This is a genomic window from Aminobacter sp. UC22_36, from assembly GCF_044056035.1.
Classification (GTDB): domain Bacteria; phylum Pseudomonadota; class Alphaproteobacteria; order Rhizobiales; family Rhizobiaceae; genus Aminobacter.
This window is the reverse complement of record NZ_CP171996.1, coordinates 3095735-3112928: the sequence shown is the minus strand read 5'-3', so window position 1 is coordinate 3112928 and position 17194 is coordinate 3095735. Positions and strand designations below refer to the sequence as shown.

Sequence of the window (17194 nt, the reverse complement as noted above, 5' to 3'; positions counted from 1 at the left end):
GCTGCGTCGCCAAATTTTTTTGGCTTATCCACGGCGACGTCCGCAACGCCAGTTCCAGTCACGCTCCGGACCGACATCGATGTGGACGGAATTGGTGTGGCAATAGGTGCCGACGCCGCCGCGGCCGGGCATGGCGCGCAGATACGTCGCCAGTTCCCACTTGCCGACGCCGGGAATCTGGATGTCGGCGGCAGCGCAATACATGTGCTGCGAGTTCTTGGCGCCGCGCGCGCGACGATTGCGCTCCGGATTGCGGTAGCCCGACGTCACGACCATTTTCTTGCCGTAGTGCTGCTCGGCTGCCTTGAGAATGCGAACCAGCGAAGGCTTGAGGCAGGCGACGTCGACGCTTTCGGTCTGCTTGAGCAGGCCGTTGGGGGCGAGTCGCGCCATGCCGGCGGCTGAGGCGAGCTCCAGGCCCGGGTCCTCGTCCTCGTGCAGGTCGACGTCGCTGTCGTCATTGAGGCCAGACTTGCGCTTGATCTCGAACAGGTCGGTGGTGCGCACGCCGGGCAGCGCCCAGTTCGAATCGCCGCCTGACGAGCTGCCCAGCGAAGCAAGCTCCACCGGCTTTGCGTCGGCTTTCGCCGAGGCCAACGTGATGATCGGCTTGGCCTTTTCTGCCTCGGCTTTCGGCTTCGCGTCGCCCGGTTCTTCGCCCATGGCGATCAGCGGTTTGGCCTTTTGTTCGGCGGGCGCAGGTGCTGCCTTGGCGGATGACGAGCCGAACAACGAAGCAAACAGCCCTTTCTTCTTGGGCGCTTCGGGTTCGGCTGCCGGGCCGTTGGTCAGTATGAAGCCGGTGTCCTGCTGCACAGGCTGTTTGGCCGTTTTCGCGTCCGCGGTCTGGGAAGCCTCAGCTTCCGCCTTCGGCTGCTCCGCTGTCGCAGGCTGCTGCGGTTGCTCGGCACTGGCGAGGGCAACTTCCGCCGCGCTCTCGCTGCCGGGCTTGACCAGCGGAACATAACCGACCTGGTCGGGAAGGGCGGTGTCGCCTGCTTGGCCCATCGTCGCCTGGGCTATGGCGGGGGCGCCGGCGGCGGTTGCCGATTGAGCCGTGGTTGTTTCGGTGGTCGTTGCGGCGTTGGCTGCGGGATTTGTCAGGTCGAAATTCGGTTCGCCCGTCGAGGAACAGGACACTGCAAGCAGCGAAACCAGCACGGTCAGCGCAACGCCACATCTCCGGTCTGCGAATTGCAGTCGTCCTGACGTCAAACCGGTCCCCTCTCATGCACTGCAGGCCAACGATCACGCTTGGCGATTGAAATCGAACGTTTACGCAACCACGCTTCTGAACAAGAAGCGGTACCCAGTCTTATGGCGAAGATCCCCAAATAGCGGGCTAGGCGCCAATTAAGGCGAGATCATGATAGGCGCCATGTTTTCGCCCTCTTGGTAAAGGGCGTCAATTCACTGCCTGTGACAGCTGGTTACACGCGTACCTTCACATAGCTGCCGGGGGCATCCTCAGCACCCGTCCGCTTATGCCAGGCTTGCGCGCCGCAACCCGGGCATCGTCCTTGGCTTCGATCCAGCGCTGCCAGTGCGGCCACCACGAGCCGGGTGTCTCGGCCGCACCCTTGAGCCAGGCATCGAAATCCCCTGATGGCTTGCCGTTCGACCAGAACTGGTACTTGCCCGTGGCAGGCGGGTTGACCACGCCGGCTATATGGCCCGAGCCGCCGACGACATAATCGACATCGCCACCGAAATACTGGCAGCCGAGGAACACCGAGCGGGCAGGGGCGATGTGGTCCTCGCGCGCGGCGAGGTTGTAGACAGGTATGGTGACGTCGGCGAGCGAGATGGTTCGGCCGGCAAGTTCCATCCGGCCTTGCGACAGGTTGTTCTCGAGATAGCAGTTGCGCAGGTAAAAGGAGTGGTTGGCGGCCGCCATGCGCGTCGAATCGGCATTCCAGTAAAGCAGGTCGAAGGGCGTCGGCTCCTTGCCGCGCATGTAGTTGTTGATGACATAGGGCCAGATCAGGTCGCCCGAGCGCAGCATGTTGAAGGCCGTCGCCATCTTGGTGCCGTCGAGATAGCCCTTGTCTTTCATCGCCCCTTCCAGCGCCTTGATCTGATCCTCGTCGACGAAGACCTTGAGGTCGCCGGCATAGGTGAAATCGACCTGAGTGGTGAAGAAGGTGACCGACTGGATGCGGTGGTCGCCCTCTTGCGCCAACAGCGCCAGGGCCGCCGCCAGCAGCGTGCCGCCGACGCAATAGCCGATGGCATTGACCTCGCGCTCGCCCGTTGCCTGCTCGACCGTGTCGAGACCGTATTGCAGGCCCTCGCGAATATAGGCCTCCCAGTCCTTGAGACCATGACGCTGGTCGGGATTGATCCACGAGATGACGAACACTGTATGGCCCTGTTCGACCGCCCAGCGGATGAAGGATTTCTGCGGGTTGAGGTCGAGGATGTAGAACTTGTTGATCCATGGCGGGCAGATCAGCAGCGGCCGCTTCAGCACCTTGTCGGTGGTCGGCGCATACTGGATGATTTCGGCGACGTCGCTGCGGCCGACGACCTTGCCCGGCGTGGTGGCGATGTTCTTGCCGATCTCGAAACCGGTATAGTCGGCCTGCCTGAGCTTGAGGTCGCCCTTGCCGGCCAAAATGTCCTCGGCGAACATCTTCATGCCGCGCACGAGGTTTTCACCATTGCTGGCGACGGTTTCGCGAAACAGCTCCGGGTTGGTCAGGATGAAATTGGACGGCGAGATCGCGTTGGCGACCTGCTTGACGTAGAAGCCGGCCTTGTGACGGGTGTGCTCGTCGAGGCCGTCGGCATGATCGACAAGGTCACCGGCCCAGCGCGCAGTCACCAGATAGGCCTGCTTGAGGAAATCGAAGAAGGCGTTGCGGCCCCATTCGGGATCGAGGAAGCGCTTGTCGGTACGATCGGGCTTGACCGCGTCGTCGACCTCTTCGCCGCCCATCCGTTGGATCGACTTGCTCCAGACGTCGAGATAGCCGGAAAACAGCCGGGTCTGGGCCTCAAGCGCACGTTGCGGATCCGACAGCCAGTATTCGGTGAGCTTGGAGAAGGTCTTGACCATGTCGGCCATCGGCTCGGCGACGGTGTCGCGGAGTTCGCCTTTTTCGCGCGGTTCGGCCCAGGCGGAAGCTGCCTTGCCGGCCTGCTCGATCACGCGGGCCATGTTCAGCGCAAAGCGCTCGGGATCTTTGACGAGGTATTGCTCGACGGAGGAGGGGGAATCGCCACTCGGCTTGTCCGAATCGTCTACCTTCGCCATGGTTCTTGCAGGTCCTCCCAAAGCGCCCATTGTTGACATAGTATCATGTGACGTCTTACCGGGTCCAACGCGCTCTACCGCGCCTGTCGGGGAAACTTTATGACATATAGTGTTGGTCGGAATGTTTTTTCTGCGCCCGCGTGATGTTGTCAGCCGGTGCGCTGGCAGTGGCTGTTGCCGCCAGCGGCTGCACCAGCACAACCACTACGACCGCCGGCAGTGCTGCGCCGGCTACCGGCCACGGCGCGCAGGACACCGGAACCTACCCCAATCTCAATATTCCGCCGAAGGTCGCCGCCGCACAGTTCACCGAGGAGCAGAAGGCCGCCAAGCTTGCTGAACTCCATGCCGCGCAACAGCGCCAGGGTGCCAAGGCGGGTGCGGGCGGGGGTAACTCGGCGGCGATGACCGCGCTGGCCAGAAAGCACGGCGATGACACGCTTAAGGCCATCGAAGGCAAGTGCGAGACTATCGACCCTGCCTGCAAATGAGTGTATATCGCGCACGCATCGCGCAGCCCCCGATTACCTGGAATTGACATGGAAGAATTTCACAAGGTCCGCCGCCTTCCGCCCTATGTCTTCGAGCAGGTCAACCGGCTGAAGGCCTCGGCCCGTTCGCGCGGCGCCGACATCATCGACCTCGGCATGGGCAATCCGGACCTGCCGACGCCGACTGCCATCGTCGACAAGCTGTGCGAAGTGGTGCGCGACCCGCGCACCCATCGCTATTCGTCGTCGCGCGGCATTCCCGGCCTGCGCCGCGCCCAGGCCAACTATTATGCCCGCCGCTTTGGCGTGAAGCTCGATCCCGATACCCAGGTGGTCGCGACACTGGGCTCGAAGGAAGGCTTCGCCAACATGGCGCAGGCGATCACCGCACCCGGCGACGTGGTGCTGTGTCCCGATCCGACCTATCCGATCCACGCTTTCGGCTTCATCATGTCGGGCGGCGTCATCCGTTCGCTGCAGGCCGAACCGAATGACGGCTTCATCCCGGCACTCGAGCGTGGCGTGCGCCATTCGATCCCCAAGCCGCTGGCGCTGATCCTCAACTACCCGTCGAACCCGACGGCATTCGTCGCTTCGCTCGACTTCTACAAGGACGTCGTGGCCTTCGCGAAGAAGCACGACATCATCATCCTGTCCGACCTTGCCTATTCGGAGATCTACTTCGACGGCAATCCGCCGCCTTCGGTGCTGCAGGTGCCGGGCGCGATCGATGTCACCGTCGAGTTCACCTCGATGTCGAAGACGTTTTCGATGCCGGGCTGGCGCATGGGTTTTGCCGTCGGCAACGAGCGCCTGATCGCCGCACTGACGCGGGTGAAATCGTATCTCGATTATGGTGCGTTCACGCCGATCCAGGTGGCGGCGACCGCCGCACTGAATGGCGACGGCACCGACATCGCGGAAGTGCGCGAGGTCTACCACAAGCGCCGCGACGTGATGGTCGACTCGTTCACCCGTGCGGGCTGGGAAATCCCGGCGCCGGCAGCGACGATGTTTGCCTGGGCGCCGATCCCCGAGCCGTTCAAGCACCTTGGTTCGCTCGAATTCTCCAAGCTCTTGATCGAGCATGCCGATGTGGCAGTGGCTCCGGGCGTCGGTTTCGGCGAGCACGGCGACGACTATGTGCGTCTTGCGCTGGTTGAGAACGAGCACCGCATCCGCCAGGCAGCGCGCAGCATCAAGCGCTTCCTGCAAACCACCGCCAAACATCCCAACAACGTGGTTCCGCTCGCAGCCCATCGCTGAGCGGCATCACGACCACATTCCCAGAACTACTGAAGTAAGAGGCGCCGCGACCATGGCTGAAGCATTGCGTGTTGGAATTGCCGGTCTCGGCACGGTCGGCGCTGCGGTGGCGCGTGTGCTGCGCGACAAGGGCGCCGAACTCACCCGCCAGTGCGGCCGCGAAATCGTCGTCACCGCCGTCTCCGCACGCGATCGTACGCGCGATCGCGGTGTCGACCTGAGCAATGCCAAATGGTTCGACGACCCGATCGAACTGGCTGAGAAAGCCGATATCGACGTCTTCATCGAGTTGATCGGCGGTGACGAGGGTGCAGCTCGCGCTTGCGTGCGTGCCGCCTTGGATGCCGGTCGCCATGTCGTGACCGCCAACAAGGCGCTACTCGCCAAGCACGGCGTGGCACTGGCCGAGATCGCCGAGAAAAAGGGCGTGCTGCTCAACTACGAAGCGGCGGTCGCCGGCGGCATCCCGGTCATCAAGACGATGCGCGAGGCGATGGCCGGCAACAGCGTCACGCGTGTCTTCGGCATTCTCAACGGTACCTGCAACTACATCCTGACGCGTATGGAAGCCGAAGGCCTGACCTTCGAGGCCTGCCTCGCCGACGCCCAGCGCCTGGGCTACGCCGAAGCCGACCCGACCTTCGACATCGAGGGCAATGACACGGCTCACAAGCTCGCCATCCTGACCAGCCTGGCTTTCGGCTCGAAGATCGCTGCCGACGATATCTATCTCGAAGGCATCTCCAACATCACCCAGGCCGACATCCGCGCGGCGGCTGAACTCGGCTACCGCATCAAGCTGCTCGGCGTTGCCCAGCGCACCGAAAGCGGCATCGAGCAGCGCGTGCACCCGACGATGGTGCCGACCGCTTCGGTCATCGCCCAGGTTCATGGCGTCACCAACGCGGTGGCGATCGAGACCGATATCCTCGGCGAACTGCTGCTGTCCGGTCCTGGCGCCGGCGGCAACGCAACGGCCTCGGCCGTTGTCGGCGACATCGCCGACATCGCCAAGAGCCGGCCAGGCTTCCAGCACGGCCCGGTGTTCGGCCGTCCGGCCAAGGAACTGAAACCCTACAAGAAGGCGCAGATGCGCAGCCATGCCGGCGGCTACTTCATCCGCTTGACCGTGCATGATCGTATTGGCGTCTTCGCAGCGATCGCCAAGCGCATGGCCGACAACGACATTTCGCTGGAATTTATTGTCCAGCACGCCAATGGCACCGAGGGCGGCATTGCCCAGAAGACTGTCATCCTGGTGACACACGAAACGACAGAAGCTGCCGTGCGCAAGGCTGTCGACGGCGTGACCAAGGACGGTCACCTGACCGACAAGCCGCAGGTCATCCGCATCGAGCGCGCCGGCTAGGCGGGTGTCGAGGCACGGGGGCGCAAATGTGCCCCCGGCCAGGAAGTCAAGCGCCATTACCTTTCAATCGATTGATATTGTTTCGCTTTCGATAAAGCGGGCAACAGGTCTTGCCGTTGTCATGCGGGTTTGACAATAAGAGCCGGCCCGGTTTGGGCGCTCCGAACCCATCGACTTCAGGACCCAGCATTATGGCGAAAAGCGTTGTAGCCGGCCTCGACCGGATTCTCACCATGGAACTCGTGCGCGTCACCGAGCGCGCTGCTGTTGCCGCAGCAAGGCTGCGCGGACGCGGCGACGAGAAGGCCGCCGACCAGGTCGCCGTCGACGCCATGCGCCAGGAATTGAACCGCCTCGCCATCAAGGGCACTGTCGTCATCGGCGAAGGCGAACGCGACGAAGCCCCGATGCTCTACATCGGCGAGGAAGTCGGCTCGGGCGGCCCGGATGTCGACATCGCGCTCGACCCGCTTGAAGGCACCACCATCTGCGCCAAGAACCTGCCCAACGCCCTGGCGGTCATCGCCATCGCCGAAAAGGGCAGCCTGCTGTTCGCGCCCGACGTCTACATGGACAAGATCGCCGTTGGCCCGGGCTATCCCGAGGGCGTCATCGACATCGATGCTTCGCCGGCCGACAACATCGCCAGCGTCGCCAAGGCCAAGGGCGTTCCGGTCGAAGAGATCACCGCCTGCATTCTTGACCGCCCGCGTCATGCCAAGCTGATCGAAGCCGTGCGTGCGACCGGTGCCGCCATCCGCCTGATCGGCGATGGCGACGTCGCCGGCGTCATCCATACGACCGATCCTGAAGAAACCGGCATCGACATCTATCTCGGCACTGGCGGCGCGCCCGAGGGCGTGCTGGCCGCCGCCGCATTGCGCTGCACCGGCGGCCAGATGCTCGGCCGCCTACTGCTCGATTCGCCCGAAAAGGTCGCCCGTGCCGCAACCATGGGCATTACCGACCCCAAGAAGGTCTACCGCATCGAGGAAATGGCACGCGGCGATGTGCTGTTTGCCGCAACCGGCGTCACCGACGGCAACATGCTTGCCGGGGTCAAATTTGGCCGCGATTCGATCACCACCCACACCATCGTGCTGCGCTCGTCTTCCAAGACGGTGCGTGAGATCAAGGCGCGCCACCAGGATCTGGAAAAATTCTGATTACGCGCTTGTTCCGGTCGCCTATGGTCGATCCGACGCGGGTGGACCTCAACTGAATGGCGACTGAAAAGCGTAATTTTCTCGGTGTCCGGCGTTCGGCCACCGGTGTCTCATGGGAGCATCGGCTGACCGAACGCCAGGACATGCTGGCGCTGGCCATTGCCCAGGGGCATGGCGTGCCAGACATCGTCGCCCGCGTGCTTGCCGGGCGGGGCGTGTCGCCCGAAGACACCGAGCGCTTTCTCGATCCGACGATCCGCGACCTGCTGCCCGATCCGGCATCCTTGACCGACATGGACAAGGCGGCCGAGCGCATCGCCGATGCGGTGCTGCGCCAGGAAAGGGTTGCGATCTTCGGCGACTATGACGTCGACGGCGCGTCGTCTTCGGCGCTGATGAGCCGCTTCCTCACGCATTTCGACGTCGAGTCCGAGATCTATATCCCCGACCGCATCTTCGAAGGTTACGGCCCCAACCCCGATGCGATGCGCGAATTGATTGGCCGCGGCGCCAGCCTGATCATCACCGTCGACTGCGGCACCAACAGTGCTGCCTCCATCGACGCGGCCAATGAAGCCGGTGCCGATGTCGTCGTGCTCGACCACCATCAGCTTGGCGGTCCGCTGCCCCATGCGCGTGCGGTGGTCAATCCGAACCGCGATGACGACCTTTCAGGGCAGGGTCATCTCTGCGCCGCCGGCGTGACCTTCCTGGCGCTGGTCCAGACCGCCAAGGTGCTGCGCGCGAAGCTGCCGGATGCACCGCGCCCGGACCTGTTGTCGCTGCTCGACCTCGTGGCACTGGCGACGGTCTGCGACGTCGTGCCGTTGACCGGGGTCAATCGCGCCTTTGTCGTCAAGGGGCTGCAGGCGATGCGCCAGCAGAACAATCCCGGGCTGACGGCACTCGCCCGTGTTGCCCGCATCGGCGAACCGCTCAGCAACTTTCATCTCGCTTTCCTGCTTGGCCCGCGCATCAATGCCGGTGGGCGCATCGGCGACGCGGCCCTGGGCAGCAAGCTGCTCGCCACCGACGATCCGGTCGAGGCCGGAACGATCGCCGAAACACTCGACCGCCTGAACCAGGAGCGCCAGGCGATGGAAACCGAAATGCTGGCCGAGGCGCGCGCCGAGGCCGATGCCGAGATTGGCGCCGGGCCTGGCCCGGCGGTGCTGGTCACGGCGAGCACCACATGGCATCCCGGCATCGTTGGTCTGCTCGCCTCGCGGCTCAAGGACCATGCCCGCCGCCCGGCCTTCGCCATCGCCTTTAATCCGAATGGCGTGGGTACCGGATCGGGTCGCTCGGTTTCCGGCTTCGATCTTGGACGCCTGGTGCGCGAGGCCGTGGAGGCCGGCTTGCTGGTCAAGGGCGGTGGCCACGCCATGGCTGCCGGCATCACCGTCGAGCGCGCCAAGCTCGGCGAATTGCGGGCCTTTTTCGAGCAGCGCGCCGCGGCCGACGTGTTCCGGCTCCAGGACGAAGAGAGCCTCAAGATCGACGGCGCCTTGGCTGCCGAAGGCGCGACGCTGAACCTTGTCGATGCGCTGGAGAAGGCCGGGCCGTTCGGGGCAGGTCATGTTCCGCCGGTCTTTGTTCTGCCGCGCCACCGCATCGCCGACGCGCGGCTTGTCGGCACGGCGCATATCCGCATCGATCTGCGTTCCGAGAGTGGCGGCAAGGTGCAGGCGATGGCGTTCAGGGCGGCGGAGACGCCGCTCGGCGACTTCCTGTTCAGGAATCGCGATCGCGCGATCCATGTCGCCGGCTCGATTTCGGTCAATCACTGGAATGGCAGCCGCACCGCCCAGTTCAGGATCATCGACGCGGCTTTGGCAGGGCCTTAGGGCCTGTCCCGTCTCGATGGAAACGGGGTGGAGGCGCTAGGTTCTTGTTTTGAGCATGATCTTATCCGAAAATCAGTGCCCCATTTTCGGGATCTGCTCTAACCCAGTACCGCCTGTAGTCGGAGAATCTCTTCCATCTGCGCCTTGGTAGCTTCATAGCCGAGGCGGATGGCTTCATCGGCGCGGTGGAACTCCGACAGGCCGATCAGGCCGAGCTTGGGCTGGATCGACAGGTCTGGCGGATCGCCGGCGAGACGTGCGCGGGAAATGCGATCCTGGATGATGTTGAAGGCCTCGACCATCACGCCGGTGATGCCAAGCCGCGCTTCGCGATCGCTGTACGCGGGGCTCTCACCGGGCCTCGCCGGGCGTTCGACCACCAGTTCGCCGGCGCTGTGCTTGATGACGGCGGCACGCCCGAACAGGTCGTAGTGCAAGTTGACCGCCACCACCAACGGCTGTTCGTTGGCGCGGCAGACCGAAACCGGAACCGGATTGACCAGGGCGCCGTCGACAAGCACGCGGCCGTTGCAGGTAACCGGCTCGAACACGCCAGGCAAGGCGTAGGATGCGCGCATCGCCTTGATCAGCGAGCCGCTCGACAGCCAGATCTCATGGCCGGTGCGAATCTCGGTGGCGACGCAGACGAACGGCTTTGGTAAATCTTCGAAGCTCACGCTGCCCATGTGATGCTGCATGCGGGCATCAAGCTTCATGCCGCCGAACAGGCCGCTGCCGCCAAGCTTGAAGTCAAACAGGCCGAAGATCCGGCGCTTGGTCAGGCTGCGGGCGAATTCCTCGAGCTCGTCGAGCCTGCCGGCGAGATAACATCCGCCGACCAGCGCGCCGATCGAGGTGCCTGCGATCATGTTGATGCGAATGCCAGCTTCATCGAGTGCACGCAGCACGCCGATATGGGCCCAGCCGCGCGCGGCACCGCCGCCAAGCGCCAGTGAAATGCCGTTCTGTTTGGCTGTTTCGGGAGCGTTCGAACTCGTGCCGGAAGAAAAGCCGCTGGCTTCCCGGACGTTTTCGCGTGCATGAAATGACGCCCACTCGAGCATCAAAATCTCCCTTGTCCCTGATACAGACTACTCCCGACCCGTATTAAAATCGTGAATCTATGTGTTCTGGAACAGCAAGCCGGTTCACGTTTTCTTGTGGTAGGTCGCGTCTGCATCGAACAGGGGAGCGCTGCCGTCCGCGCTGAGAGTGGCTATGCCGTCCTTGTGCCCCACCGCCCGATAGAAACAGGAACGCCGGCCGGTGTGGCAGGTTGCTTCGTGGCCGGTAACATTTACGCGCAGCCACACGGCATCCTGGTCGCAATCGGTGCGGATTTCGACGACGTGCTGGAAGTTGCCCGAAGTCTCGCCTTTCTTCCACAACGAGCCGCGCGAACGTGACCAGTAGTGAGCGATGCCGGTCTCGATGGTCAGCGCCAACGCTTCGGCATTCATGTGCGCGACCATCAGCAGCGCGCCGTCGGTCGCGTCGGTGACGACGGCGGTGACGAGGCCATTGGCGTCGAAACGCGGCGTGAACGCTTCGCCCTCTTCGAGGGCGAGCTTGTCATTGGAAGCCTGGGGAAATTGCAGGGTCATCGCCGGGGTCCTAAGTCGAGGGCACCGGCAATGGCGATCAGATCCCGCCGCCGGCTCGCACCATGGTCACGAACCGGACCTGTTCTTCGGGGGTGTCCCGGAAAACGCCGGTAAAGGTGGAGGTCAGGGTCGTTGAACCCTGCTTGCGGATGCCGCGCATGGCCATGCACATATGCTCGGCCTCGATCATCACGGCGACGCCGCGCGGATTTAGCACGTCCTGGATGACACCGGCAATCTGCGCCGTCATCGCTTCCTGCGTCTGCAGGCGGTGGGCGAAGATGTCGACGACGCGGGCGATCTTGGAGAGCCCGACAACCTTGCCATCCGGCAGATAGCCGACATGCGCCTTGCCGATGATCGGCACCATGTGGTGCTCGCAATGCGAATGGAATTTTATGTCGCGAACGATGACCAGGTCGTCATAACCAGCCACCTCCTCGAAGGTACGGCCAAGCTCGTCGGCCGGGCACATGTCGTAACCATTGAACATTTCGCGAAAAGCCTTGGTCACGCGCTTGGGCGTATCGATCAGGCCTTCGCGTTGCGGATTGTCGCCGGTCCAGCGCAAAAGCACCTTCACTGCGGCTTCAACCTCCGCCTCCGTCGGGCGGTCGGTCGCAGGCTTATCCATATAGACTGATTGCGGCATCAGCTTCTTGGCAACGGCATCCATATCAGGCGTCTCCAGTAGTCCCTGTCAAAGCAGGGACGAGTTGAACGGACACAGCCACTTTAGGGACCACCGAAATAGTGCCGTACCCAAAGCTGCTCATCGTGCTCTCCTCCCGATGCTGTTTCTGCTGCCTTGTCGGGAGGCGAGCGCCACCATTATATATGGGTGCAGACGACGATTGAAAGATGCGACCGCGACAAGAGTTACGCATAACACGCACTCAGAGTGAAAAAAGTTGATCGACGACATCTACAACACGAAAATTCTCGGTTTTGCCGGCAATATCGGCCGGCTTGGTCGGCTCGATCATCCCGATGCGACAGCGACGGCGCATTCGAAGCTGTGTGGATCGACTGTCACGATCGATCTGGCGATGAAGGATGGGGTGGTCACCGACTTTGCCCATGAGGTGAAGGCCTGTGCGCTCGGCCAGGCGTCGTCGTCGATCATGGCCGAACATGTCGTAGGCGCCAGTGCCGATGAACTGCGCGCCGTACGCGAAACGATGCTGCGCATGCTCAAGGAAGGCGGGACGCCGCCGGAGGGCCGCTTCGGCGACCTGAAGTATCTCGAGCCGGTGCGCGACTACAAGGCGCGCCACGCCTCGACGATGCTGACCTTCGATGCGGTGGTCGACGCCATCGGCCAGATCGAGCGTAAGCAGGCTGCCGCTTAGCAATCCTCGATAAGGCGCAGACTGTCGGCGAATTCGGCCCGAATCCAGTCGGCAAAGGATTGGGCAGGCTCGGAGAGCTTGCGCAAGCTTTTTGCCACCAGCCAGTAGCCGCCGCAGATGACATTTGTCTTGAACGGCTTGACCAGCGTTCCTGCCTTGAGTTCCTCATGCACCAATAGCAGGTCGCCCAAGGCCACGCCGTGGCCGAGCATCGCCGCCTGTTTCGACAATGCGGCATCGGCAAGCAGCGGCCCGCGCTCCGGGACGGGCGCTTCGGTGGCGCCTGCTGCTTCGAACCAGCGCACCCATCCCGTGCGGTTTTCTTCATGCAGCAGGGTGTAGCGGCGCAGGTCGGCCGGACATTCCAGCGCCGGGCCGGAAGCCAGCAGCAACGGCGAAAGGACCGGCGAATCGGTGACGGGTGCCAATAGCTCCGCCTCGCTGCGTGGCCATGACGTATTGTGCGCGCTGAAGCGCAAGGCGAGTTCGGCCTGGTCGCTGCGGAAGTCGATCAGGCGCGGATCGACGTCGAGTGCGATGTCGATATCGGGCCGCATTTCGCGAAACCGGTTGAGCCGCGGCACAAGCCAGCTCGCGGCCAGTGACGGTTCGACACTGACGCTGACGACGGAAAGCAAGGGTCTGGTTGCCAGTTGCGAAAGCCGCTGGTCGATTTCGTCGAAGCTTTTGATGAGCTGCTGCAACAGCTTCTGGCCCGATTCGGTCAGTTCGACCCGGCGGTGGTAGCGCACGAACAGCGGCTGGCGCAGGAAGGTCTCCAGCTCGCGTATCTGGCGGCTGATGGCGGCCTGGGTGACAAAAAGCTCTTCTGCCGCACGGCTGAAACTCAGGTGCCGGCCGGCCGCCTCGAAACTTCTCAATGCCGTCAGCGGAAGCCGCCCGCGGTTCATTCGCATAATCTCAGGTTATCCAAGATGGACGTTATACTCGTTTGAAGCGGGCGGCTAGAGGCGGTCTAATCCTCCCAATCAAGGAGGCAAGACCATGCCAACGCTCTTCAACGCTTACGCAGAGATGTTCCGCATCGCGACATTCCAGGCCGACCATACAGCACATGGCGCGAAGCGCTGCGACGCCGATCGGCTTCAACTCGATGCTCCGCACCGGCGGTGCCCCCACCGCAGGACGAAGTTTAGCTGGCTTGCGTGACACGGCGCCGCAACGGCGAGGTCCTATATGGCAAACATTGCGCCTGCATGTCGGAATGGACATTTATAGGTGATGACGTTCCGATTGGCAGAGACGATGGACCACGACCATAGACATGGCATCGCCGCACGCGGCCGCAACTGGGCCGGGCCCTGGCGCAGGACGCCGGGCCGTGTGCTTGGCACGGCGCTGGTGCGGCTTTACCAGCTGACGCTTTCGGGCTTCATCGGCAATTCGTGCCGGCATATGCCGACCTGTTCGGAATACGCCCATGAAGCGATTGCGCGTCATGGGCTGTGGCCCGGCGTGTGGATGGGACTGTTTCGCGTGCTGCGTTGCGGTCCATGGGGCACGCATGGCATCGATCGGGTGCCGGAGAGCCTTGGCGCGCCCTATGCCTGGTACGCGCCGTGGCGCTATTGGCTGGTCGGTCGGCGGGCGCATGAGCAATGAGCCGGGCAGATGCGCGATCCGTGCTGCGCATCGCCGTCATATCAGTTAATGCCAATATTGAGCGATTTACGATTTGATCAGGCTAAGACAGCTCAGTCCAAGTTAAGTCATATTCGAGACAATAGCCGCCCATAGTACTTTGTCGCCAATCGACAGAGGATGTCACGACAGTGCTTGCTACAATTCGCCGGTCTTCGTTCTACGCAGTCCTTTCGCTGTGTGCCTCCGTTTCCCTCATACCAAAGCCGGCGTCAGCCGAATCGGCTGAGTTGAAGCCGGTGTTCCAATGCACGCTGATTGTCGACGCCCAAAGCGGCGCCGCGCTGCGGCGCGACGGCACCTGCGACCGGCGCGTCAGCCCGGCGTCGACGTTCAAGGTGCCATTGGCGCTAATGGGCTACGATGCCGGCGTTCTCGTCGACGGTCACTCGCCGCGCTGGGACTACAAGCCGGAATTCAACGCCGTGAAGCGCGACCACAAGCCTGTCGACCCAACCATATGGGAGAAGGATTCGGTGGTCTGGTACTCGCAGCAGATTACCCGCAAGCTCGGTTATGAGCGTTTTGGAGGCTACGTCGGCAGCTTTGGTTACGGAAACGGCGACATAGCAGGCAATCCGGGCAAGAAGGATGGCCTGACCCATTCCTGGCTGAGCTCGTCGCTGAAGATTTCGCCAGATGAGCAGGCTGTCTTCATCAGGCGTATTCTCGACCGCAATCTCCCGGTTTCGGCCAAGGCGTTCGAAATGACCGAGACCATACTGCCGCCATTCCAGGCCGGCGACTGGCAGGTCAAGGGCAAGACGGGAACCGGCTGGCTGACCAACAAGGCCGGCGCAACCGACCGCAACAGGCCATTCGGCTGGTTCGTCGGCTGGGCCGAAAAGAACGGCCGAAAGATCGTGTTTGCCAACCTGTTCGTCAACAGCGGCAAGAGCTCAGTGCTCCTCGGGCCAAAGGTACGCGCCAATTTCCTGGCAGAACTGCCAGGACTGATGGAATCGGCCAACTAGACTCGATGCTCCATGCCTCCATGCAACAGACGACAGCGGAGCTCGAAAGCGCCGCTGTCTGGCTTTACGAGCATGAAAACTCCCCCTAAAAGACCGCTCGTGCCGGACGCTTCCGGTTTTTAACCACCCGCGCTCGTTTGCGGGACTGGATAGGAGAAGAACGTTGTCGAATTCCGTTTCCCTGACATTTCCCGATGGTTCCGTCCGCGAATACGACGCGGCGATATCAGGTGCTGCGCTGGCCGAGTCGATCTCGAAGTCGCTCGCCAAGAAAGCGGTAGCCTACGTCGTTGACGGCACTGTGCGTGACCTGTCCGACCCGCTCGGCAAGTCCGGCAAGGTCGAGATCGTCACCCGCGACGACCCGCGCGCGCTCGAGCTGATTCGCCATGATACCGCGCACGTGCTGGCCGAGGCTGTGCAGGAACTGTGGCCGGGAACCCAGGTGACCATCGGTCCGGTCATCGACAACGGCTTCTACTACGATTTCGCCCGCAACGAACCTTTCACGCCCGAGGATTTCCCGGCGATCGAAAAGAAGATGCGCGAGATCATTGGCCGCAACAAGCCGTTCACCAAAGAGGTCTGGTCGCGCGACAAGGCCAAGCAGGTGTTCCGCGATAAGGGCGAGGCCTACAAACTCGAGCTGATCGACGCAATTCCCGAGGATCAGAACCTCAACATCTACGCGCAGGGCGAGTGGTTCGACCTGTGCCGTGGTCCGCACATGGCCTCGACCGGGCAAATCGGCAGCGCCTTCAAGCTGATGAAGGTTGCCGGTGCCTATTGGCGCGGCGATTCCAACAATCCGATGCTGACGCGCATCTACGGCACGGCCTGGGCCGACCAGACGCAGCTCGACCAGTATCTGCATATGCTAGAAGAGGCGGAGAAGCGTGACCACCGCCGGCTCGGCCGTGAGATGGACCTGTTCCATTTCCAGGAAGAGGGACCGGGTGTGGTGTTCTGGCATGCCAAGGGCTGGAAGATGTTCCAGAACCTCGTCAGCTACATGCGCCGCCGGCTCGACCAGCAGGGCTACCAGGAAGTCAACGCGCCGCAAGTCCTCGACAAGTCGCTGTGGGAGACCTCGGGTCACTGGGGCTGGTATCGCGACGCGATGTTCAAGGTGACGGTAGCCGGCGACGATACCGACGATGACCGCGTCTTTGCGTTGAAGCCGATGAACTGCCCGGGCCACGTCCAGATCTTCAAGCATGGCCTGAAGTCTTATCGCGATCTGCCGGTCAAGCTTGCCGAATTCGGCAACGTGCACCGCTATGAGCCGTCGGGCGCGCTGCACGGGCTGATGCGCGTGCGCGGCTTCACCCAGGACGACGCGCATATCTTCTGCACCGAAGAACAGCTCGCCGCCGAATGCCTGCGCATCAACGACCTGATCCTGTCGACCTATGCCGACTTCGGCTTCGACGAGATCAGCGTCAAGCTGTCGACCCGGCCGGACAAGCGCGTCGGTTCGGACGAGGCTTGGGACCATGCCGAGGAAATCATGGGCAATGTGCTCAAGACCATCCAGGCGCAGTCGGGCAATCGCATCAAGACGTCGATCAATCCGGGCGAGGGCGCCTTCTACGGCCCCAAGTTCGAATATGTGCTGCGTGACGCCATCGGCCGCGAATGGCAGTGCGGCACGACCCAGGTCGACTTCAATCTGCCTGAACGTTTCGGTGCCTTCTACATCGGCTCGGATTCGGAAAAGAAGCAGCCAGTTATGGTCCATCGCGCCATCTGCGGTTCGATGGAGCGTTTCCTCGGCATCCTGATCGAGAACTATTCGGGTCATTTCCCGCTGTGGTTCGCACCGCAACAGGTGGTGGTAACGACAATCACGTCGGATGCCGACGACTATGCCCGTTCGGTGGTTGCCAAGTTGAAGGCGGCGGGCCTGTCGGCCGAGGCCGACCTGCGCAACGAGAAGATCAACTACAAGGTCCGCGAGCATTCGCTGGCCAAGGTTCCGGTCATTCTCGTCTGTGGCAAGCGCGAGGCGGAGGAGGCGACCGTCAATGTGCGTCGCCTCGGATCGCGCGACAAGGTGTCGATGGGGCTCGACGAGGCTATCGCCTCGCTGCGTGACGAAGCGACCGCACCCGATCGCCGTCGCGCGGCACAGGGCTGATCAGCCAACGAGATGCAAAAAAGGGCGGCAGTGATGCCGCCCTTTTTCATATCCGCGATTCTGC

The 17194-nt window shown here is 62.6% G+C and carries 14 protein-coding genes and 1 pseudogene; 9 read left to right on the top strand and 6 right to left on the bottom strand.

The genetic code is table 11. The annotated features are described in order from the left end of the window. Positions 1 to 24: 24 nt before the first annotated feature. A complete protein-coding gene (locus ACHMW7_RS18585; RefSeq protein ID WP_395447025.1) occupies positions 25 to 1215 on the bottom strand; it encodes a D-Ala-D-Ala carboxypeptidase family metallohydrolase in 1191 nt (396 codons plus the stop codon). Between the two features lie 215 nt (positions 1216 to 1430). Further along, a pseudogene (locus tag ACHMW7_RS18580) lies at positions 1431 to 3259 on the bottom strand (PHA/PHB synthase family protein). Between the two features lie 167 nt (positions 3260 to 3426). Between ACHMW7_RS18580 and ACHMW7_RS18575 the strand changes: the two are divergent. The 5 genes from ACHMW7_RS18575 to recJ all read left to right on the top strand — a co-directional run bounded on the left by ACHMW7_RS18575 (position 3427) and on the right by recJ (position 9398). Beyond that, positions 3427 to 3750 carry a hypothetical protein gene (locus ACHMW7_RS18575; protein ID WP_395447024.1) on the top strand — a complete coding sequence of 108 codons (324 nt, stop codon included), beginning with the start codon at positions 3427 to 3429 and terminating at the stop codon, positions 3748 to 3750. A gap of 48 nt (positions 3751 to 3798) precedes the next feature. Continuing rightward, positions 3799 to 5016, top strand: a complete 1218-nt coding sequence (locus ACHMW7_RS18570; RefSeq protein WP_395447023.1) for an LL-diaminopimelate aminotransferase — start codon at positions 3799 to 3801, stop codon at positions 5014 to 5016. Positions 5017 to 5068: 52 nt separating this feature from the next. After that, positions 5069 to 6385, top strand: coding sequence for a homoserine dehydrogenase (locus tag ACHMW7_RS18565; RefSeq protein ID WP_395447022.1), 1317 nt, complete (start codon positions 5069 to 5071; stop codon positions 6383 to 6385). A 191-nt stretch (positions 6386 to 6576) separates the two neighbouring features. Continuing rightward, the gene (gene glpX / locus ACHMW7_RS18560; protein WP_395447021.1) at positions 6577 to 7551 is read left to right on the top strand and encodes a class II fructose-bisphosphatase; all 975 of its coding nucleotides are present in this window, start codon (positions 6577 to 6579) and stop codon (positions 7549 to 7551) included. A 56-nt stretch (positions 7552 to 7607) separates the two neighbouring features. Then, positions 7608 to 9398 (top strand): single-stranded-DNA-specific exonuclease RecJ, encoded by a 1791-nt coding sequence (recJ, locus tag ACHMW7_RS18555; protein WP_395447020.1) that lies wholly within the window; start codon positions 7608 to 7610, stop codon positions 9396 to 9398. A gap of 98 nt (positions 9399 to 9496) precedes the next feature. Here recJ and ACHMW7_RS18550 read toward each other — a convergent pair whose 3' ends face one another. The 3 genes from ACHMW7_RS18550 to folE all read right to left on the bottom strand — a co-directional run bounded on the left by ACHMW7_RS18550 (position 9497) and on the right by folE (position 11678). Further along, positions 9497 to 10462 (bottom strand): patatin family protein, encoded by a 966-nt coding sequence (locus tag ACHMW7_RS18550; RefSeq protein ID WP_395447019.1) that lies wholly within the window; start codon positions 10460 to 10462, stop codon positions 9497 to 9499. 84 nt (positions 10463 to 10546) lie between these two features. Next, entirely contained in the window at positions 10547 to 11002 is a 456-nt protein-coding gene (gene hisI, locus ACHMW7_RS18545) for a phosphoribosyl-AMP cyclohydrolase (RefSeq protein WP_395447018.1), read from the bottom strand. 37 nt (positions 11003 to 11039) lie between these two features. Continuing rightward, positions 11040 to 11678, bottom strand: a complete 639-nt coding sequence (folE, locus tag ACHMW7_RS18540) for a GTP cyclohydrolase I FolE (RefSeq protein ID WP_395447017.1) — start codon at positions 11676 to 11678, stop codon at positions 11040 to 11042. Between the two features lie 235 nt (positions 11679 to 11913). Here folE and ACHMW7_RS18535 point away from each other — a divergent pair, with 235 nt between their 5' ends. Further along, complete coding sequence (locus tag ACHMW7_RS18535; RefSeq protein WP_395447016.1) at positions 11914 to 12354, top strand: iron-sulfur cluster assembly scaffold protein; 441 nt, start codon at positions 11914 to 11916, stop codon at positions 12352 to 12354. Here the strand turns inward: ACHMW7_RS18535 and ACHMW7_RS18530 are convergent. Next, complete coding sequence (locus tag ACHMW7_RS18530) at positions 12351 to 13265, bottom strand: LysR substrate-binding domain-containing protein (RefSeq protein WP_395447015.1); 915 nt, start codon at positions 13263 to 13265, stop codon at positions 12351 to 12353. The two genes, ACHMW7_RS18535 and ACHMW7_RS18530, sit on opposite strands and share 4 nt — an antisense overlap. A gap of 331 nt (positions 13266 to 13596) precedes the next feature. Here ACHMW7_RS18530 and yidD point away from each other — a divergent pair, with 331 nt between their 5' ends. The 3 genes from yidD (at position 13597) to thrS (ending at position 17130) form a co-directional block, all read left to right on the top strand. Next, a complete protein-coding gene (gene yidD, locus ACHMW7_RS18525) occupies positions 13597 to 13977 on the top strand; it encodes a membrane protein insertion efficiency factor YidD (protein WP_395447014.1) in 381 nt (126 codons plus the stop codon). A gap of 215 nt (positions 13978 to 14192) precedes the next feature. Then, a complete protein-coding gene (blaOXA, locus tag ACHMW7_RS18520) occupies positions 14193 to 14990 on the top strand; it encodes a class D beta-lactamase (protein ID WP_395451362.1) in 798 nt (265 codons plus the stop codon). A 163-nt stretch (positions 14991 to 15153) separates the two neighbouring features. After that, the gene (gene thrS, locus ACHMW7_RS18515) at positions 15154 to 17130 is read left to right on the top strand and encodes a threonine--tRNA ligase (RefSeq protein ID WP_395447013.1); all 1977 of its coding nucleotides are present in this window, start codon (positions 15154 to 15156) and stop codon (positions 17128 to 17130) included. Positions 17131 to 17194 lie beyond the last annotated feature (64 nt).